Source organism: Streptomyces sp. NPDC043870, from assembly GCF_056435785.1.
This window is the reverse complement of sequence record NZ_JBWKDT010000005.1, coordinates 125,075-144,632: the sequence shown is the minus strand read 5'-3', so window position 1 is coordinate 144,632 and position 19,558 is coordinate 125,075. Positions and strand designations below refer to the sequence as shown.

General features: G+C 70.2%; 16 protein-coding genes and 2 tRNA genes. 14 read left to right on the top strand and 4 right to left on the bottom strand.

The features are described 5' to 3' along the window. The first annotated feature begins 55 nt into the window (after positions 1-55). Positions 56-1,162 carry an SCO2583 family membrane protein gene (locus tag AC0699_RS08945; RefSeq protein WP_478657480.1) on the top strand — a complete coding sequence of 369 codons (1,107 nt, stop codon included), beginning with the start codon at positions 56-58 and terminating at the stop codon, positions 1,160-1,162. Here AC0699_RS08945 and AC0699_RS08940 read toward each other — a convergent pair. Continuing rightward, a complete protein-coding gene (locus AC0699_RS08940; protein WP_478657478.1) occupies positions 1,147-2,262 on the bottom strand; it encodes a M48 family metallopeptidase in 1,116 nt (371 codons plus the stop codon). The genes AC0699_RS08945 and AC0699_RS08940 overlap by 16 nt on opposite strands. Before the next feature lie 132 nt (positions 2,263-2,394). Here AC0699_RS08940 and AC0699_RS08935 point away from each other — a divergent pair, with 132 nt between their 5' ends. The 7 genes from AC0699_RS08935 to AC0699_RS08905 all read left to right on the top strand — a co-directional run bounded on the left by AC0699_RS08935 (position 2,395) and on the right by AC0699_RS08905 (position 6,813). Continuing rightward, entirely contained in the window at positions 2,395-2,568 is a 174-nt protein-coding gene (locus tag AC0699_RS08935; protein WP_478657959.1) for a hypothetical protein, read from the top strand. 73 nt (positions 2,569-2,641) lie between these two features. Beyond that, positions 2,642-2,803, top strand: coding sequence for a hypothetical protein (locus tag AC0699_RS08930; RefSeq protein WP_453667322.1), 162 nt, complete (start codon positions 2,642-2,644; stop codon positions 2,801-2,803). Positions 2,804-2,841: 38 nt separating this feature from the next. Next, on the top strand, positions 2,842-3,459 hold the full coding sequence (gene nadD / locus AC0699_RS08925; RefSeq protein WP_478657476.1) for a nicotinate-nucleotide adenylyltransferase: 618 nt from the start codon (positions 2,842-2,844) through the stop codon (positions 3,457-3,459). 19 nt (positions 3,460-3,478) lie between these two features. Continuing rightward, the gene (locus tag AC0699_RS08920) at positions 3,479-5,242 is read left to right on the top strand and encodes an LCP family protein (protein ID WP_478657474.1); all 1,764 of its coding nucleotides are present in this window, start codon (positions 3,479-3,481) and stop codon (positions 5,240-5,242) included. 158 nt (positions 5,243-5,400) lie between these two features. After that, positions 5,401-5,841 carry a ribosome silencing factor gene (gene rsfS, locus AC0699_RS08915; protein ID WP_478657942.1) on the top strand — a complete coding sequence of 147 codons (441 nt, stop codon included), beginning with the start codon at positions 5,401-5,403 and terminating at the stop codon, positions 5,839-5,841. Then, positions 5,838-6,497: a histidine phosphatase family protein gene (locus tag AC0699_RS08910; RefSeq protein ID WP_478657940.1), complete on the top strand. Its 660-nt coding sequence runs from the start codon at positions 5,838-5,840 to the stop codon at positions 6,495-6,497. Before rsfS ends, AC0699_RS08910 begins: the two co-directional genes overlap by 4 nt. Before the next feature lie 243 nt (positions 6,498-6,740). Then, positions 6,741-6,813, top strand: a tRNA-Ala gene (locus AC0699_RS08905). 97 nt (positions 6,814-6,910) lie between these two features. Here the strand turns inward: AC0699_RS08905 and AC0699_RS08900 are convergent. Then, on the bottom strand, positions 6,911-7,807 hold the full coding sequence (locus AC0699_RS08900; protein WP_478657472.1) for a helix-turn-helix transcriptional regulator: 897 nt from the start codon (positions 7,805-7,807) through the stop codon (positions 6,911-6,913). 110 nt (positions 7,808-7,917) lie between these two features. Here AC0699_RS08900 and AC0699_RS08895 point away from each other — a divergent pair, with 110 nt between their 5' ends. From AC0699_RS08895 to AC0699_RS08885, 3 genes are all read left to right on the top strand, one after another. Then, positions 7,918-9,360: an MFS transporter gene (locus AC0699_RS08895; RefSeq protein ID WP_478657469.1), complete on the top strand. Its 1,443-nt coding sequence runs from the start codon at positions 7,918-7,920 to the stop codon at positions 9,358-9,360. Positions 9,361-9,599: 239 nt separating this feature from the next. After that, positions 9,600-9,833, top strand: a complete 234-nt coding sequence (locus AC0699_RS08890; protein WP_040916346.1) for a hypothetical protein — start codon at positions 9,600-9,602, stop codon at positions 9,831-9,833. A 482-nt stretch (positions 9,834-10,315) separates the two neighbouring features. Further along, positions 10,316-10,388 (top strand) — tRNA-Ala (locus AC0699_RS08885). A gap of 65 nt (positions 10,389-10,453) precedes the next feature. Here AC0699_RS08885 and AC0699_RS08880 read toward each other — a convergent pair. Together AC0699_RS08880 and AC0699_RS08875 are read right to left on the bottom strand one after the other, a co-directional pair. Continuing rightward, the gene (locus tag AC0699_RS08880) at positions 10,454-12,034 is read right to left on the bottom strand and encodes an NADH-ubiquinone oxidoreductase-F iron-sulfur binding region domain-containing protein (RefSeq protein WP_478657465.1); all 1,581 of its coding nucleotides are present in this window, start codon (positions 12,032-12,034) and stop codon (positions 10,454-10,456) included. Continuing rightward, positions 12,031-13,560 (bottom strand): ferric reductase-like transmembrane domain-containing protein, encoded by a 1,530-nt coding sequence (locus tag AC0699_RS08875; protein ID WP_478657462.1) that lies wholly within the window; start codon positions 13,558-13,560, stop codon positions 12,031-12,033. The genes AC0699_RS08880 and AC0699_RS08875 overlap by 4 nt, the downstream gene beginning before the upstream one ends. A 472-nt stretch (positions 13,561-14,032) precedes the next feature. Here AC0699_RS08875 and leuS point away from each other — a divergent pair, with 472 nt between their 5' ends. The 3 genes from leuS (at position 14,033) to AC0699_RS08860 (ending at position 19,010) form a co-directional block, all read left to right on the top strand. Further along, the gene (gene leuS, locus AC0699_RS08870; protein ID WP_478657459.1) at positions 14,033-16,924 is read left to right on the top strand and encodes a leucine--tRNA ligase; all 2,892 of its coding nucleotides are present in this window, start codon (positions 14,033-14,035) and stop codon (positions 16,922-16,924) included. 148 nt (positions 16,925-17,072) lie between these two features. Then, the gene (locus tag AC0699_RS08865) at positions 17,073-17,846 is read left to right on the top strand and encodes a hypothetical protein (protein WP_478657456.1); all 774 of its coding nucleotides are present in this window, start codon (positions 17,073-17,075) and stop codon (positions 17,844-17,846) included. 318 nt (positions 17,847-18,164) lie between these two features. Continuing rightward, entirely contained in the window at positions 18,165-19,010 is an 846-nt protein-coding gene (locus tag AC0699_RS08860; protein ID WP_478657454.1) for a DegV family protein, read from the top strand. Positions 19,011-19,558: the final 548 nt, after the last annotated feature.

Here is a 19,558-nt window from a genome sequence, read left to right as displayed (position 1 = left end):
AACTTGTCGTGCGGCAGCGCGTTTACGTGTGCTCCTCCCGACCTACTCTGAAGGTATGGCAGGGCGTGGAGACCCACCTGAGGGGACACCCGAGGGGCTCCCCGGCGGAGGTGAGGACGAGTACCGGTCCGTCGTCTTCGACGAATCGTTCGTCCGCGCTGCCCGCCTTCAGGAGTTCTCCGCGCAAGAACGGATGGGCGACCACGCCAGGGCCGTCAGAAGCCGTCCCGGATGGATCCTGTGGACCGGGTCGAAGCAGATCTTGGTGCTGCTCCTGCTGATCGCCCTGGCCTTCGGCACCGCCATCTACATGGGCGTCCGCCATCCGTATCAGACGCCGGCCGCCCAGCCCGCCCAGCCGCTGCGGAGCACCGTGATACCCCTGGCGCCCAAGGACCCCGTGCCCGGCGGGGAGCCGGCCGAGCTGTACGCCCACAGTCCGGCCGCCCAGTTCCGCAACGGCGGCGCCGGCATCCCCTTCCCGGGCGCCCGCCGCACCAAGAACTTCTCGGAAAGCCAGGTCACGACCGCGCTGACCATCGCCAAGGACTACCTCGTGGAGTCTTCGCTCGACCCCGACGTGCTCACCGGGGACGCGGTGCGGCCCGTACGGGTGCTGCTCGATCCGGAGCAGCTGGACCAGTTCGACCGGTCCCTGGCCGCCCCCGCGGACGACGGCAGGCACGCGCTGACCGGCTGGCTGGTCCGCTTCGACCCGGCGAAGACGGCCCTGGCCGACCCCGAGGTGCGCGTCCGGGGCACGCTCCGTGTCACCGACGCAGGCCCCAACGCCCTCGAAGTGACCTCGGACCACACTTTCGTCTACGCCCTGCGCCCCGCCGCGGCGGGCTCGGGCTCGGATCCGACCGCCGAAGAGGGCGGGCAGCACGCCGACGACGCCTCCCTGTTCACGGTCCGCCGCGAGCTGCACTTCCGCTTCGACCGCGACGACCTGCGCACACACCGCGCCGAGCTGCTCTTCAGCTATGTGCAGGCCGGTCCCATGGCCTGCTCGGCCGACGCCTCAGGCGCCCTGCAGCCGCTTCTGGCGGGTCAGCGGGGCACCAGTGAGGGCCCAGCCGGCACCGACCCGTACGAGACGGGCCGGGCCGCCGCCGCGCTCTGCGGCGTGCTCGCCCCAAGCGCTCAGCCCTCGTCCTGACCGCCGGTCCCGGTCCCGGTCCCGGTGCCACCATCCGCCGGACGGCTGCCGTTACCGCCGCTGCGGCCCGCGCCGCTCGCGCTGCCCGTGAACTTGTCGCGCAGCCGGCCGCCCAGGTCGCCCGCACCTCCGGCTATGTCCCCGACCAGCTTCATCAGCGGATCCTTGCTGGTCCGTACCGTGTCCGCGTAGTGGGAGGCCGACTCACGGAACGAGTCCGTGACCGAGGTGTCCTTGTCCTCCGTACGGCGCGGGTAGTGACCGTCCATGATCCGCTGGAAGTCACGGCTCTCGGCCCACTTCTTCAGCTCGGCGGCGCGCACCGTGGTGAAGGGGTGCGTGCGCGGCAGCAGATTGAGGATCTTCAGCACGGAGTCGCGCAGGTCGCCTCCGGCCTCGTACTCCTCGGCCTGCTCCAGGAACGCGTCCACATTCATCTCGTGCAGGTGATTGCCACCGGCGATCTTCATCAGGCCGCGCATCGACGCCTGCAGATCCTGACCCACCAGCAGTCCGGCCCGGTCCGCCGAGAGCTCCGACTTGCGGAACCACTCCCGCAGCGCCGTCACGATCGCCATGATCGCGACATTGCCGAGCGGGATCCAGGCGACCTTCAGCGCGAGATTGGTGAGGAAGAGCAGGATCGTGCGGTAGACGGAGTGGCCGGAGAGGGCATGCCCCACCTCATGGCCGACGACCGCCCGCATCTCCTCCTCGTCGAGCAGCTCCACCAGGCCGGTGGTGACCACGATGATCGGCTCGTCCATGCCGATGCACATGGCATTCGGCTTCGGGTCCTGCGTGACGTACATCGGCGGGACCTTGTCCAGGTCCAGGATGTAACAGGCGTCGCGCAGCATGACGTTGAGGTGCGTGAACTGGGCGTCGCTCACCCGCACGGAGTCGGAGAGGAAGAGCAGCCTGAGGCTGCGCTCGGGCAGCAGCCCGCTGAGGGCCTTGAAGACGGTGTCGAAACCGGTCAGCTTGCGCAGCGCGACCAGCGCCGAGCGGTCCGCGGGGTGCTCGTACGCCCGGGAGGAGATGGCCGTGAAGCGCTTGCGCTGCCTGCTCGGCACATTCTCGTGGCTGCTGTCGGTCATTGGGTGCCCCCTGATTCTTTACGAGTCCTGCTGTTCTTTGCGAGTCCTGACTCGTCCCCCTGGCAGACCCCAGCGTAGGTGCTGGAGCCACGGTGTGGCGGGGCCTGTGGATAACCGAGGAGTAGACCCGATATGCCGGACACCGCCGCACTGCTCGCCGCCGCATCCGAGCAGCAGGGGCCGGGCGACACGCGCCGGATCGTGTTGCTCGTCTCGATGGCCGGAGCTGCCTGCTCGCCTGGTTCCTGCTGCGCGGACACCGCGGAGACGGGGGCGACGAAACCGACAACGACTGAGTCGGCGTGAGCGTGCCCGGACCGCACGCATACGATGTGCCCGAAGCTCCGCTCCGACCCCCGATCGATAGGTCCTGCAGAAGATGAGTCTCGCCAGCACCGCCGCCAACCTGGTCACTCTTGCCGAGGGCGCCGAGCACGGTGGCAGCCACGAATCCCTGAGCCCGTACCTCACCGGTGGCGGCGCCCTCTTCGCCCTGCTCCTGCTGCTGTGGATCACCACCCGCTTCAACCGCGACCGCTGAGACGGGGCCGAATCGCCGTGCCAGTAGGCTCTGCACGCATGGGACAGCAGGAAGTGCCTACCGGCCGCGGCAAGCGCCGACTCGGCGTCATGGGCGGGACGTTCGACCCGATCCACCATGGACACCTGGTGGCCGCCAGCGAGGTGGCCGCCCTGTTCCACCTCGACGAGGTGGTGTTCGTTCCGACCGGGCAGCCGTGGCAGAAGACCCACAAGGCGGTGTCGCCGGCGGAGGACCGCTACCTGATGACGGTCATCGCCACGGCTTCCAACCCGCAGTTCTCGGTCAGCCGTATCGAAATCGACCGCAGCGGCCCGACGTACACGATCGACACCCTGCGTGACCTGCGGGCGCTCAACACCGACTCGGACCTCTTCTTCATCACCGGGGCCGACGCGCTCTCCCAGATTCTCACCTGGCGGGATGCCGAAGAGCTGTTCTCGCTCGCCCACTTCATCGGCGTGACCCGGCCCGGCCACGACCTGACCGACGACGGACTGCCCAAGGGCGGGGTCTCCCTCGTGGAGGTGCCCGCGCTGGCGATCTCGTCCACCGACTGCCGGGCGAGGGTCGCGCAGGGCGACCCGGTCTGGTATCTGGTGCCGGACGGTGTGGTGCGCTACATCGACAAGCGCCAGTTGTACCGCGGCAAGTGAGCCACGGAGAGGGGCACCGGTGAACGACCAGCAGAACCCGTACGACCCGTACTACCCACAGCAGCCGCAGATCATCGGCTACGACGAGTACGGGCAGCCGGTTTACCAACAGCCCCAGCACTCCCAGCAACCTCAGGGTTACGACCCGTACGCGCAGCAGCGGCAGCAGAACCCGCAACAGAACCAGCGGCAGAACCAGCGGCAGTCGCCGCAGCAGCAGGGATACGGCTATGACCCGTACGCCCGGCCGCAGCAGCCCCAGCAGCCCCAGGGGTACGACCCGTACGGCCAGCAGCCGCAGACCCAGGGCGGGTACGGCTACGACGGCTACGGCTACGACACGGGCCAGCAGGCCGCCGTCGCCGACACGACCCAGCAGTGGAGCGTCCCGCCCCAGCAGCCCCGGCATCAGCCACAGGCCGGGGCGGCCCGACCAACACCGGCCCAGCCCGCGCCGGGGCAGGCCGGTGTACCCGGGCAGCGCCGCCCCGCGCCCGAGGGCGCCGACCGGGGCCCCGGCGGTGACCGTGAGTACCGCACCGAGCAGTTCTCGTTCATCGAGGAGCCGGACGAGGACTCCGAGGACGTCATCGACTGGCTGAAGTTCACCGAGAGCCGCTCCGAACGGCGCGAGGAGGCCAAGCGCCGCGGCCGCATCCGCGTCGTCGCTCTCGTCGTCGTCCTCGCCCTCGCCCTCGCCGGAGGGGTCGGCTACCTCTGGTACACGGGCAAGCTGCCCGGCACCTCGGGCTCCGGCGGCCCGCAGAACACCGCCACCGGCCCGCAGAAGCGCGACGTGATCGTGCTGCATCTGCACAACACCAAGCAGAAGGGCACCTCCACCGCCCTGCTGGTCGACAACTCCACCGCCAAGCAGGGCACGACCGTCCTGCTCCCGAACTCGCTTTCCGTCGCCGACGACGAGGGCGCCGCCACCACCCTCGGCAAGTCCGTCGACGAGGACGGCACCACGGGCACCCGCGAGGCGATCGGCACCCTGCTGGGTACCCGGATCACCGGCACCTGGCGGCTGGACACCCCCTACCTGGAGAACCTTGTCGAGCTGGTCGGCGGCATCGACCTCACCACCGACACCGCGGTGCCCGGCGCCAAGAAGGGCGAGGCGCCGATGGTGAAGAAGGGCGAGAACCAGACGCTCAACGGCCGCATGGCCGTGGCCTACGCGACCTACCGCGGACCCGGTGAGGCCGAGGCCAAGCAGCTGCAGCGCTTCGGCCAGGTCATGTACGGGGTGCTGCGGAAGATCTCCAGCGATCCGAAGGGCGCGACGGTGACCGTGGAAACTCTGGCCCAGATCCTGGACCCCTCGCTGCCCGAGAAGGATCTCGGAGCCTCACTCGCGAAGCTCGCCGAGCACGCGAAGGGCGGCGACTACAAGACCGCCCTGCTGCCCGTCCAGCCGGACGGCACGCTCAGCCAGGAGGCGAGCGACAGCGTGGTCAAGGACATCCTGGGCGGCAAGATCAGCGCACCGGAACAGGGCGCGGCGGTGCGGGTCGGTGTGCGGAACGCCAGCGGCAACGGCGACGCCACCGAGGCCGCCAGGATCGTCCTGGTCAACGGCGGCTATGCGTTCGTCGACGCGGGCAAGGCGGAATCCGAGTCGTCGTCGCAGGTCATCTACGGTGACGCGGCCCAGAAGGCAAAGGCGGCCGAGGTCGCCAAGACCCTCGGCCTGCCGGAGAGCGCAGTCGAGAAGGGCAAGGCGGCGACGAACGCGGACGTCCTGGTCGTCCTCGGCCAGGACTACAAGGTCAAGTGACCCGGCAGCCCGGTCCGGCCCCGGCCGGACCGGGCGGGGCGGCGTCGTCCGGACCGGCGCCGGAGGCGGCGTCGTACGGGCCGCAATTAATCGCTGCGTGGGCTGTCGGCGGTCCGTGAGACCCTTGAGGGGTCTTGACCGCCGACGAAAGCCTGCTTGTGACCGCCACGGACCGCTCCATCGAGCTCGTCAACGCCGCCGCCCAGGCGGCCGCCGACCGGCTCGCGCACGACATCATCGCGTACGACGTCAGCGACGTACTGTCGATCACCGACGCCTTCCTGCTCGCCTCCGCACCCAGCGACCGCCAGGTCAAGTCGATCGTCGACGAGATCGAGGAAAGGCTGCTCAAGGAGCTCGGCGCCAAGCCGGTGCGCCGTGAGGGCGACCGTGACGCGCGCTGGATCCTGCTCGACTACGTCGACATCGTCGTGCATGTGCAGCACAGCGAGGAGCGTGTCTTCTACGCCCTCGAGCGGCTGTGGAAGGACTGCCCGGAGCTGCCGCTGCCCGAGGACGCCCTGAAGACCCGCGGCAAGGCCGAGGAGCACGCCAGGCTCGTCGGTGACGGCAGCGGTACGGACGGTGAGCTGCGCTGAGCGGCAGCGACACCGGCAAGGGCAGAGGCCGCCGTATCGTCCTGTGGCGGCACGGCCAGACCGCCTGGAACGTGGAGCGTCGGTTCCAGGGCTCCACGGACATCGAGCTCACCGAGACGGGCGTCGGCCAGGCGCGCCGCTCCGCGCGGCTGCTCGCCTCGCTGAAGCCGGACGCGATCATCGCGTCCGACCTGAAGCGGGCGGCGGCCACCGCCGGCCAGCTCGCCGCGATCACGGGGCACCAGATCACCCGTGACGCCGCGCTGCGCGAGACCTACGCGGGCGCCTGGCAGGGGCTGACCCACGAGGAGATCGTCGAGCGCTACGGCGAGCAGTACGCCGCGTGGAAGCGCGGCGAGCCCGTCCGCCGCGGTGGCGGCGAACTGGAGACCGAGGTCGCCGATCGGGCCGCCCCCGTCGTCCTGCGCCATGCCGACAAGCTGCCCGACGGCGGCACGCTCGTCGTGGTCAGCCACGGCGGCACCATCCGCACCACCATCGGTCGGCTGCTCGGCCTGGAGGCGCACCATTGGGAGAGCTTGGGCGGCCTGTCCAACTGCTGCTGGTCCGTGCTCGGTGAGGGCGCCAGGGGCTGGCGGCTGCTGGAGCACAACGCGGGCACGCTCCCCGAGCCTGTCCTCGGCGACGACGACTGAGACCGGGCGGCAGCTGGGACCCTTCGGTGCCCGGGACGGTTCAGTGACTGGACTGCCGACCGGGTTCCGGCTGATCCGTTCGGCGTAGGGGACCGGTCGTCGGCTGAGGCCGGTCGTCGGCCGTGGACCGGCCGATGACCGCCCAGGACCGGACCGATGGCTCAGCACCCTCCGGATTTCACTTTCCGGCTGGTCACAGGCTAAGGTTCTTCTTGTTCGCAGCGCGGAGCGCGAAGAACACAAGGGGCTATAGCTCAGTTGGTAGAGCGCTTGCATGGCATGCAAGAGGTCAGGAGTTCAATTCTCCTTAGCTCCACAAGCACCATCGTCCGGATCCCGTCCCCATCAGGGGGCGGGATTTCGCTTTGCAGCGCTCGCTACGCGCGCGCGGAGCGTTGCCTCGCCGGGTCACGCTATGAGCCTCGGTCCGGCGGGGACACAGCTCCTCCCCAGGCCTCAGTCCGGCGGGCACGGAGCTTCCACATGCGGTGGTCGCTCTCCTCGTCGTTCGGCGTATAGGCGACGATCCGGCACTCCGGCATCCCGTCGATGGAGAGTGAGACCGAAGTCATCCGGACCTCGCCCACCGCCTCGTGCCGGAAGGTCTTCACCCTGGGCCCGGGCGGGACGACATCGCCGCTCTCCCACAGTTCCGCGAAAGCCGGGCTGGCATCCGACAGCCGGCGTACGAACGCCTCCCACGAGGGCTCGCCGACATGCCGCCCGTACGCGCCGCGCAGCGTCGCCACCATGACCGGCAGCTCGCTCTCGCGGAAGACCAGCGGGCAGCTGGGCTCCGGCACGGTGAAGAGCGTCCACAGGACGTTCGGTATCCCCCTGCTGCCCGCTCGGCCCGAAGGCGGCCGAATGTCGTAGAACAGGTCCCGGTAGGCGGGATTGGTGGCGAGGATGTCGTAGCGCGAGTTGTAGACCACGGCCGGGTGAGGATCCAGGGCGTCGATGATGCCCTGGATCTCCGCGCTGACACTGGCCACATCCGACTCGCGGTCCGGCGCGTACGGCACCTCCGCCAGGTGGTACAGATGCTCCCGCTCGGGCTGGTCGAGCCGGAGCGTGCGAGCCACGGCATCCAGGACCTGTGCCGCGGCATTGATCGGGCGGCCCTGCTCCAGCCACGTGTACCAGGTCACACCCACTCCGGAGAGCTGCGCGACTTCCTCGCGGCGCAGCCCCGGGGTGCGTCTGCGCAGCCCTGGCGGCATGCCGACATCCTCGGGGGTCACCCGGGCCCGGCGGCCGCGGAGAAACGCTGCCAGCTCTGGACGGCGGCGCTGTGCCGGTGCTGTCATCGTCGCCACACCCCCATGGTCGAAGACCTGTGCCGCCGCTGCCAGGTGCTGCCAGTACCAGTATCGGCGGGCTCTCGTTACCCGTATCAGTTCGCCTGGAGGCTCGGTCCATGACCACGACCTCAACGGCGGCTCCAACTCCCGTAACCAGTAAAGACCCTGGCACTGACAACCGGCCCGGCCTGCTGCTCGCCGTCGTGCTGGCGGCGCAGTTCATGGCCCTGCTCGACGTCTTCATCGTCAATGTGGCCGCTCCGACGATCCGTACTGAACTGAACGCCTCCGGAGCAGGGTTGCAGCTGGTCATCGCCGGGTACACCATCTCGTACGCCGTCCTGTTGATCACCGGCGCGCGGCTCGGTGATCTGCTCGGCCACCGGCGCATGTACCTGGGCGGGCTGGCGGTCTTCACGGTCGCCTCGCTCGCCTGCGGACTTGCCGCGGGCGCCGGACAACTGGTCGTCTTCCGGCTGGTCCAGGGCGCGGGAGCGGCCCTGATGATCCCGCAGGTTCTCAGCCTCATCCAGCGGAACTTCACGGGCGAGCGGCGGGTGCGGGCCCTCGGCGCCTACTCCGCCGTCCTGGCCACCGGTGCAGCCGCCGGGCAGGTCGCCGGCGGTGTACTGGTCAGCGCGGACCTGTTCGGTGCGAGCTGGCGCCCGGTCTTCCTGGTGAACGTCCCGATCGGCATCGTCCTCCTGGCGCTGGGTACGAGGGCGCTGCCGCGCGACCGCCACGACGATCCGGAGCGCACCCGCGGTCTCGACCTCCCGGGCCTCGTCCTGCTGGCCGCTGCGGTCTCGCTCTTCACCGTTCCGCTGGTCCTCGGTCAGGAGCAGGACTGGCCGCTGTGGTCCTGGCTTTCCCTGGGTGCATCCGTGGCCCTTTTCGCGGCGTTCTGCGCGTACGAGTCGCGGCTCGCGCGGCGCGGAGGTGCCCCGCTGATCGCCCCGCGTGTGCTGCGTCTCCCCGGTATGGACCGTGCGGTGCTGCGGATTCTCCTGGTGATGGGCGTCAATGCCGGTTTCCTGTTCACCCTCACCCTGCACATCCAGGGTGGTCTCGGTCACAGCGCGCTCCGCGCGGGCCTGACCTTCGCGCCGACGGCTGTCGTTTTCGGCGTGATCGGGCTGACCTGGCGGCGCTGGCCCACAGCACTCCGTGGAGCGCTGATTCCGGGCGGATTCGTGCTGACCGCCGTCTCCACCGTGGCGGTGGGCTGGGTGCTCAGGGACGGTGGCAGCGGCGGCGCCGGCTTGTACGCCGCCTTCGCCGGTGTCGGCACGGGCCTGTCCCTTGCCTTCAGCCCCGCCCTGACCGGCGCGCTCGCGACCGTACGGCAGGAGGACGCCGCGGACGCCAGTGGTTTGCTGGCGACTGTCACCCAGCTCGGGCAGCTGCTCGGAGTGGCGACTTTTGGCACACTCTTCCTGAACCGGCTGACCGGGCCAGGGGCGCAGGCGTCCGCCGACGCGCTGTGGGTATGTGTGCTCGCGCTGGGAGCCGCCGCGATCTTGGGAGCGATGGCAGGTCTCGTTCGCCGACGCCCATGACCCTCTTGCGGTGCCATGGCAGAATCGGGACGGGCGGAGGGAGATGACGGCTCGGACGGGAGGGAGAGGCGATGCCCGGAGGCAGCATCGAGGAGGATGATGACCTGCTCGTCGCTGCGGAGGGCCGTGCTCGCCTCAGCTGTCCCTCATGCGGTTCGTCCCATGTTGCCCAAGTGCTCGGCGACAACGGAGGTATCTCGTACGTGTGCACGGCCTGCGGCCACAGCTGGAGCTGAGTGATGGGTGCACACAGGAGGAAATGCGACTGGTGCGGCAGCGGTACGCCGATCGTCCGTGACATGGATCCGATCAACCCCGAGTACCAGTACTGGTGCGAGGAGTGCGCCCGGGCGCTGATCATAAAGGGCGACCCCATCGAGACATACCGTGAACTCGAAGGGGAGCCGATCTACGGACGGCTGCTCGACGAGCACTGCACGCTCAAGCGCTTCTATTCGTTCGCGACGGCCTGACGCTCCAGCCCGCCCGACCGGCACGGCGACGACGGTCATCAGTCCAGAGCACCGCGTTCCCGGCGGTCGCCCGGCGTCCGCAGTTCCGGTACCCCGAAAGCCGTGAGCGGTGTGAACAGCAGGGCTGCGAACGGTGGGTAGGCCGCCGGCAGATTCCGCTTGGGTCGCCCGCATCGCACAGAGGTCAGCGCCCTCCCGTACGGCCTGGCCCTACGCCCGGTAGACCATCAGGTCGATCAGTGACATGCCGGCGGCCCAGTGCGCCATCCAGAACGCCGCGAGGGACAGCGAGCGGCGGCTGCGCCGAGGGCGTAACCGTTGTTGGGCACGGAGGCGAGCGCCATCACGATCACGGTCACGAACAGGGACGTTACCGGCCTTGTCGGTGCAGACCGGAAACGATTTGGTGAACCACCGGGGGGACCGTGTAATGTTCTCTGTGTCGCCGCGGGGGAAACCCACAGCGAAGCGACAGACAGCAAGGGGCTATAGCTCAGTTGGTAGAGCGCTTGCATGGCATGCAAGAGGTCAGGAGTTCAATTCTCCTTAGCTCCACAGCAGCTCGTCAGAGCACAAGAAGAGGGCCATCCGATCCGGATGGCCCTCTTCCGTGTCTCCCGTCAACCCCGGCCGCTGCCAAGGGCCTTGCGGTCGCCGCCGGGCGGCAGCGCCGGGCGGCGCTCGGCAGGCGCCTGCTCGATACGGAGCGCGAGCGCCGGGCAACGGCGTACGGCGCGCTGGGCGCGCCCCCGCATATGCATCGGCACCGAGGCTTCCGCCACCGACGGATACCCGTCGGCGCCCATGCGGATCAGCTCCGGAACGATTTCCGCGCAGATCCCGTGGCCCCGGCAGAGCGTCCAGTCCACGGCGAGCTTCTCTCCGCTCGGGATGGACTCCTCCGCCTCCTGGTAACCGGCACCGGGCAGCGGCAGCACACCGAGCGTCTCGCGGCCGCAGCCGCCATGCAGGACGTGCGCGGCGAGGTCGTCCGTGAACGCCGAAAGGGTCGACGCGAAGAAGCGCGCGGAGCCGTCGGGGTGCTTGCACGCGCCGCGCCCCTTCACGGCCTGGGTCACCTCGCGCAGCGCCTCCAGGGCAGCCGGTCCGCCCCCGTTGATCACGTCGGACAGCCCGCCGGCAGCCGCGGGCAGACCCAGCTTGCACGGACCGCACTGGCCGGCCGTCTCGGCCGCGAGCCAGTTGGCCACACGCTGCGCCTCCCCCAGGGGGCAGGTCTCGGGGCCGATCGGCAGGATGGCGCCCGCGCCCAGCGCGCCGCCCACGTTGGCCAGCGATTCCCGCGAGATCACGGCGTCGTGAGTGGCGGCGGCGTCGATCCAGTTGCCGTGGTAGCCGCCGGTCAGCACGCCCTGGGGGACCGGCGGAGCACCGGCCAGCTGCAGCACGTACCGCATCGGCACACCGGTCGGCACCTCGATCACCATCGGGCGCGCGACAGCACCGGAGACCGTCAGCATCACCGTGCCCGGCTCGGTCTCCAGGCCCGTGTGGCCGTACCGGCGGGCCCCGATCCGGGCGGCGACGGCCAGCTGCGCGAACGTCTCGGCGTTCGACAGGAGTGTCGGCGCCCCGCCGACACCGGACTCGGCGGCGCGCTCGCGGCGGCCGGGAGGCAGAGCGGGGCCGCCGTTGATCGCCCGGATGATCGCCGAGGCCTCGCCTGACACCATGCGCTCGGGGTTCCGCTGCACCCGTGCGCGCAGCTGCTGCCCGCGTCGGTCGGAAAGGCCGCGCTCGGCCAGCGCGGCCCGCATCGAGATCTCCGTGGAGTTGCGGGTCACCGCGACAATCAGGGTGCGTGCGCCCAGCGCCTCGGCGGCGAGCAGCGCGCCGTCCAGGATGAGGTGGGGTGCCCGGTTGACCATCACGGTGTCCTTGCGGCAGGCCGGCTCGTCCTCACTGGCGTTGATCACCACGACGGGCCGCACACCCCGTCGGATGGCGGCCTTGGCCACGGCCCGCAGCTTCTGGGCGAACGGGAATCCCGCGCCGCCGCGGCCCCGCAGGGATATGTTCTCGGCGAGCTGGGCCAGCAGCTCCCCGGTCATGGGTTCGAGCGGCCCGTGCACCTTCAGGTGCATGGAGAGGTCGAGACGCTCGACCAGGTCGAAGCCCTGGGTCAGCTGGGGGAGGCCGACGACGCGGACTTCGGGGACATCGGGGAGGGGGGTGTTCACGGTCGGTCTCCTGCGGGTGCGTGCCAGGGTTCCCCGGCCGGGGGCGGGTAGAGCGGGCCGGGCGGCTGGGTGTCGTCCAGCGAGCGGGGGCGGGACGTGTCCGGCGTCCGGCCGTCGTAGCCGCCGCCGGTGCTGTATGCGGAACCCTGGTCGTACGTGGTGCTGTATGGGGAGGTGGCGTTTGTGTCGTACGGGGAGGTGGCGCTCGCGTCGTACGGCGACGACAGGGGCGGCGAGGGGATGGATTGTGCGGGCGGCGGCGGGGAAGGTGCCGGCCACAGCCCGGAGCGGGGCGCGGACTCGGAGACGATGGGCAGCTCCTCGGTCATGGGCACACGCTCGGCGAGCGGTATGCCGTCCGAGGAGGCCCCTGGAGGGGTCCCGGACCCAGCCGTACGCGCGGAGGCGTCACCGGCCAGGGAGACGGCGCGGTAGGCGGCGGAAATCCCCGTTCCGGGGCCGTCGCCAGGCAGTGGCCCACTGGGCACCGGGCCGGCATCGGGGAAGGACCCCGCGGCCGTGGCCGGCTCGGCGGCGGGGGGCGGTGTGGCTTCGTAGAGCTGCGTCGCCTCGTACAGCGGCGGGGCGGGAGCGGCGAGCCGGCGGGGTTCACTGCGCGACGGGCTGAGGGGCTGTCCCATGGGTGAACCGAGAGGCGATCCCAGGGGCTGCCCGATCGGCCTGCCCACCGGCTCGTCCTGGTCGGCGGGACGGCGCTGGAACTCGCGCTCGAAACGGGGCTGCGGCTGGGAGGGAATGCCGGAGGCGCCGGGGAGCGGCGCCGTCGACAGGTTGCGCACGCCCTGCTCCGGGGCGGCGGGCGGTTCGCCGGCCGAGCCGTTCAGTGCCAGGAGTTGCTCGACGATCCGGCGCTTCGCCGGGCGCGGCAGCAGCCGCAGCGACACGGCGGCGGCGACTCCGGCAAGCGAGAGGCAGTACATGACGACCACCCAGGTGGCCGCGGGGCGGCCCGTGTACAGGCCGTGCATCAGCGCCGAGCACCATGCCGGGTAGGCCAGCATGTGCAGGGCCCGCCAGCGGCCGGCGAAGTTGCTCTTGCCCGCGAGCGCGCTGCGCGCTGCGCCGGTCGAGGCGGCGATCACCATCAGGAGGCCGGCGAGCGAGCCCAGTCCGATGAGGCCGGAGGTGCCTGTGACACCGAGGCCGAACGGGACCAGAGCGCCCAGCAGTTCGACATGGCCGAGCGAGACCTTGACCGTGGCGTGCAGCAGCAGGAATCCGAGCGAGGCGACCGCGGTGGTTCTGTGGATGGCCTGGGCGAGCAGACGGTGGCGCGTGGAGAGGAACAGCCGGTCGGTGGCGATGAGGCCCCAGGCGACCGAGGCCGTGAGGGAGACCAGTGAAAGAACACCGGTGGTGAAGTCCAGCGCGGCGCGGAAATCGTCACTGCCGCCGATGGCGAGCAGGGGTATGAGCACAAGCGCGGCGACACTCAATCCGCCCTGCGCCTGACGGCTCAAGGCCGGTTGACCGGGCGACGAACGGATCTTGCGATGAGGGTTCATGGGGGCGACTCCGAGTGGTGCGGGAAAGCGGTCCCGTGAACGCACTCTAGGTCGCCGCATACCCGCTGGTACGAGGTTTGGGTGTTTATCGAGGCGGGTGGCCGACAACTGACTCTGGGGTTGCCCCGGATAGGGGCGATACGCCGAGTAACTTGTGTGATGAAGTCGCTCGTCACACTCACGGCGGACGCTCCGCGGCTTTCTCCCGGACCTCTTCCGGGTGCCCCGCACCCCGTTCCCGGGGCTCTGACGTGGCGTTCGTGCCCATCGTGCGGATGCTCGATGCGGCCCGGAGGGGCCCTGCTGTACCCTGACGCCATGCGTGCCGTACGCCTTCTGCTTAGCGAGCCGCGCTGATCAGTCCCGACCGGTGAATCAAACGGTCGGAATCGGCGCGGCGTCCCCTCCTGTGCGAGGGGATTTTTCGTTTCGGTAATCGCCGGCAGAGACGATCGATGGAGCTTTCAGGATCATGAGCGAGACGAATTCCTCCCCCGTGGCCTTCGGCGCGGGTGGGGCCCCCTCCGCGGAGGCGGCTGCACCGCACCGCTATACGGCGGCCATGGCCGCCGAGATCGAGGCACGCTGGCAGGACTCCTGGGACGCCGACGGCACGTACGAGGCGCCCAACCCCAGTGGTGATCTGGCCGGTGACCCGAATGTCGTCGCCCGGCCCAAGAAGTTCGTCATGGACATGTTCCCGTACCCCTCCGGTGCGGGCCTGCACGTCGGACACCCGCTGGGCTACATCGCGACCGATGTCTACGCCCGTCACCAGCGGATGACCGGCCACAACGTGCTGCACACCCTGGGCTTCGACGCCTTCGGCCTGCCGGCCGAGCAGTACGCGGTCCAGACCGGCACGCATCCGCGCGTGTCCACCGAAGCCAACATCGAGAACATGAAGGTCCAGCTGCGCAGGCTGGGCCTGGGCCACGACAAGCGCCGGTCGTTCGCGACGATCGACCCGGACTACTACAAGTGGACCCAGTGGATCTTCCTGCAGATCTTCAACTCCTGGTACGACGAGGCGGCGAAGAAGGCCCGTCCGATCGCCGACCTGGTGGCGCAGTTCGAGAGCGGGGAGCGCACGCCCGAGAGCGGGCGCCCCTGGAGCGAGCTGAGCGCTGTCGAGCGCGCCGACGTGCTGGGCGGGTACCGCCTGGCGTACGCCTCCGCCGCCCCCGTCAACTGGTGCCCCGGCCTGGGCACCGTCCTGGCCAACGAGGAAGTCACTGCCGACGGCCGCTCCGAGCGCGGCAACTTCCCGGTCTTCAAGGCCAATCTGCGCCAGTGGAACATGCGCATCACCGCCTACGCCGACCGCCTGCTGGACGACCTGGACGCGCTGGACTGGCCCGAGGCCATCAAGCTGCAGCAGCGCAACTGGATCGGCCGCAGTGAGGGCGCGCGCGTCGACTTCTCCATCGACGGCCACAACGGCGCTTCCGTCACGGTCTTCACCACCCGCCCCGACACCCTGTTCGGCGCGACCTACATGGTCCTGGCGCCCGAGCACGGTCTGATCGACTCGATCCTGCCGGCCGAGTGGCCGCAGGAGGCCCAGGGCAAGGATGCCTGGACCGGTGGCGCTGCCACCCCGGCCGACGCCGTCGCCGCGTACCGCAAGCAGGCCCAGACGAAGAGCGACGTCGAGCGGCAGACCGAACACAAGGACAAGACCGGTGTGTTCACCGGCACCTACGCCCTGAACCCGGTCACCGGCGCGCGGATCCCGGTCTTCGTCGCCGACTACGTGCTGATGGGCTATGGCACCGGCGCCATCATGGCCGTTCCCGGTCAGGACGAGCGCGACTGGGAGTTCGCCGAGGCCTTCGGCCTGCCGATCATCCGCACCGTGCAGCCGCCGGAGGGCTGGGAGGGCGAGGCGTTCACCGGCCAGGGGCCGGCGATCAACTCCTCGAACGACGAGATCTCCCTGGACGGTCTGGGCGTCGCCGACGCAAAGGCCAGGATCACCGAGTGGCTGGTCGCCAAGGGCATCGGCGAAGCGACCATCAACTTCCGGCTGCGCGACTGGCTGTTCAGCCGGCAGCGCTACTGGGGCGAGCCCTTCCCGATCGTCTACGACGAGGACGGCGTCGCCCACGCGCTGCCCGACTCGATGCTGCCGCTGGAGCTGCCGGAGGTCGACGACTACTCGCCGCGCACCTTCGACCCGGACGACGCGGACACCGAGCCCGAGACCCCGCTGTCCCGCAACGAAGAGTGGGTCAACGTCGAGCTGGACCTGGGCGACGGCGTCAAGCGCTACCGGCGCGAGACCAACACCATGCCGAACTGGGCCGGTTCGTGCTGGTACGAGCTGCGCTACCTGGACCCGCGCAACGCGGACGAGCTGGTCGACCCGGAGATCGAGCAGTACTGGATGGGCCCGCGCGAGGGGCAGCCGCACGGCGGCGTCGACCTGTACGTCGGCGGCGCCGAGCACGCCGTACTGCACCTGCTGTACGCACGCTTCTGGTCCAAGGTGCTGTTCGACCTGGGGCACGTCTCCTCCGCGGAGCCGTTCCACAAGCTGTTCAACCAGGGCATGATCCAGGCGTACGTCTACCGTGACGGCCGCGGCTTCCCGGTGCCGGCCACCGAGGTCGAGGAGCGGGACGGCAAGTTCTTCTTCGACGGCGAGCAGGTCAAGCGCGAGCTGGGCAAGATGGGCAAGTCCCTGAAGAACGCCGTCACTCCGGACGAGATCGCCGCCGAGTACGGTGCCGACACGCTGCGCCTGTACGAGATGGCGATGGGCCCCCTGGACGTGTCGCGGCCGTGGGACACGCGCGCCGTGGTCGGCCAGTACCGCCTGCTGCAGCGCCTGTGGCGCAACGTCGTCGACGAGTCGACCGGCCAGGTCACCGTCGTGGACGAGGAGCCGGACGAGGCGACGCTGCGCGCCCTGCACAAGGCCATCGACGGCGTCGGCCAGGACATGGCCGCGATGCGCTTCAACACCGCCATCGCCAAGATCACCGAGCTGAACAACCACCTGACCAAGGTGGGCGGTCCGGTCGCCCGGACGGTGGCGGAGCGGCTGGTCCTGCTGGTCGCGCCGCTGGCGCCGCACATCGCCGAGGAGCTGTGGCGCAAGCTGGGCCACACGGACTCCGTCGTGCACCAGGACTTCCCGGTCGCCGACCCCGCGTACGTCGTGGACGAGACCGTGACCTGCGTCGTGCAGATCAAGGGCAAGATCAAGGCACGCCTGGAGGTCTCCCCGTCGGTCACGGACGCGGAGCTGGAGGCCCTGGCACTGGGTGACACGGCGGTTGTCGAGGCGCTGGGCGGTGCGGGCATCCGCAAGGTGATCGTGCGGGCGCCGAAGCTGGTGAACATCGTCCCGGCGTAGCCACCGTCGCCCTGGGGTGTGCCCGGTCGTTGCCGGCCTCCCCTGGTCTTTCCCCTACGGGCAGGTTGGGGGTTCTGATGGAACCCTCGGCCTGCCCGCTCCGTTTTAGGGTGGAAGGACACATCCAAACGACTCGGAGGGCGCCCCCATGGAAGCCGTCATCCTCATCCTGGCGCTGCTCTTCGTCGCCTTCGTGGCACTCGGGGTCTATGTGAGCGTCAAGGTGATCGGTGCGGCCAAGCGCGGAGTGGACCGCACGATCACTCAGGCCCGGCGCACCGTCGAGGACACGACGCTGCGCGCGAAGAGCCTCGGGCAGGGCGGTGTGGTCGGTGAACTGGCTCAGCTCCGGCTCCGCCTGCGTACGTCGATGAAGGCCACCCAGGACGCCCTGCACGCGGGCGTGGCCGAGGACGCGTCGCTGTCGGAGTCGATCGGCCTGTTCGAGCGGTTGAGCGCGCACGGACATGAGCTCGACGACGAGCTGAGGCGACTGGAGCGCGAGCCCGACCGGAGCAGGATCGTGGAGCGGCTGCCGCAGCTGCGTGAGCGGGTCGAGAGGATCACGCACTCCGCGGAGTCGCTGCGATGGGCGGCCAGGGACCGGGCTCGGGCGTTCGCCGAGGACGACCTCGAGGCGCTGAGCGCGCAGATCGACGTGGAGGCGGGGGCGCTGCGGGACTGGTCCAGGACGGAGCCGATGTGGGGGCCGGAGCGGGACTCCTCGTCGGCTCCGGCACAGGCTCCGGCATCCGCACCGCAGGCGACACCGGCTCCGGCACAGGCTCCGGCGTCCGAGGCGGCGCGGACGGGGGAGTCCGAGGCCGGAGCGTCGGGGCCGCAGGCGATCACGGGCCGTGATCCACGACAGCCGATGATGCACTCGTGGGAGAAGACGGCCCGTCCGGAGACGACGAACTAGGACGAGCTGGACGGGCCTGAGGGGTGGCCCGGGCCGGAGGCGGACACCGGGGCGGACGGGCGTGCCGGACCGGATGCTGTGCCGGGCCGGAGAAGGGATGAGGGCGGGACCGTCCGGCGAAGCGGAATGCTTGGCGGTGCCCGGTGGAGGGTACGTGATTGCTCGTGCCAGGCTTGGAACCGGCGCGGACCAGCTCCGTGGCGGGCGCTGTGCAGGACTGCGAACCGCCCCCGGGCGGAAGGGTTCGCCGACCGGAACCGAATCACTGGGGCGGGGTCGGACTGCCCTGCGGCGGCTCCTGGGGGTAACCTCCCGCTCATGTCCCGCCATGTCGCGATCGTCACCGATTCAACGGCCTATCTGCCGCCGCAGACGATGGAGCGGCATGGCATCACCGCGGTGCCGCTGACCGTCGTGCTCGGCGACCAGGCCCTCGAGGAGGGCACCGAGATCTCGGCCCGTTCGCTCGCCCTCGCGCTGCAGAAGCGACGTCCCGTGACCACGTCCCGGCCCAGCCCCGAGACGTTCGCCGCGGCCTACCGGGCCACGGCCGAGGCCGGTGCGACCGGAATCGTTTCCCTGCATCTCTCGTCCGAGTTCTCCGGGACCTACGACGCAGCGGTGCTGGCGGCTCGGGAGGCTCCGGTTCCGGTCCGTGTGGTGGACACCGGCATGGTCGCGATGGCGCTCGGATTCTGCGCGCTCGCGGCGGCCGAGGCGGCCCACGGCGGCGGCACCCTCGACGAGGCGGTGGCCGCGGCCGAGAAGAAAGCCGCGGGCACGTCCGCGTACTTCTACGTCGACACACTGGACTATCTGCGCCGGGGCGGCCGCATCGGCGCGGCCCAGGCGCTTCTGGGCTCGGCGCTCGCAGTGAAGCCACTGCTCCAGCTGGACGGCGGGCGCATCGAGCCGCTGGAAAAGGTGCGTACGGCATCGAAGGCCATCGCCCGGCTGGAGGAGATCGTCGTCGAACGGGCGGGCGCCGGCGGGGTGGATATCGCGGTGCACCATCTCGCGGCACTGGAACGGGCGTCTGCGCTGGCGGAACGGCTGCGGGAGCGGGTGCCCAACCTCGCCGAACTGCATGTGAGCGAGGTGGGTGCGGTGATCGGTGCGCACACGGGGCCCGGACTGCTGGGGGTTGTGGTCTCACCTCGGTGAGGCCCACAACCCGCAGCGCGGTCTCAGTGAGATGAGCGAGCGGCTGCTGGGATGGCCTCGTCTGCTCTGTGTGCTCGGTGTGGTTCCTATGGTTCCTGGGATCTCTTTGACTCATGTGGGTGACGGAGTTGTCCACAACGGCTGAGCCATCCACCGGAATTGAGGCTGCTCGGCGGGGTTCGGCGGACGCGCCTACCGTCGGGTGGCATGACCTATCGATCACGCTCCGCGACGAGTGGCCCTGGCCGTGTCCCTGCCTCGGACGGCCGTGTCCGCGACCGGCGGAGGTTGCGCGCCAGACGCCGCCCGGAATCGGGTTCGCCGGCCCCACCGGCTTCGGCCCTGCGCCGACGTGCGGACGCGCTGTTCCAGACGCCGTGCGGTTCCGTCGCGGGTGTGGGAGTCCAAGGACCGCCCGCGCCGGATGGCGGACGGGGGGACCGACCGGCGGAGGCTGTGCAGGTGGCGGGGGTTCGGCGGGCGCAGACAGGGCGGTCCGTGCCACGGCGGCCGGGCGGCCACCGACAGTCTGCGGAACCACGTGAGTC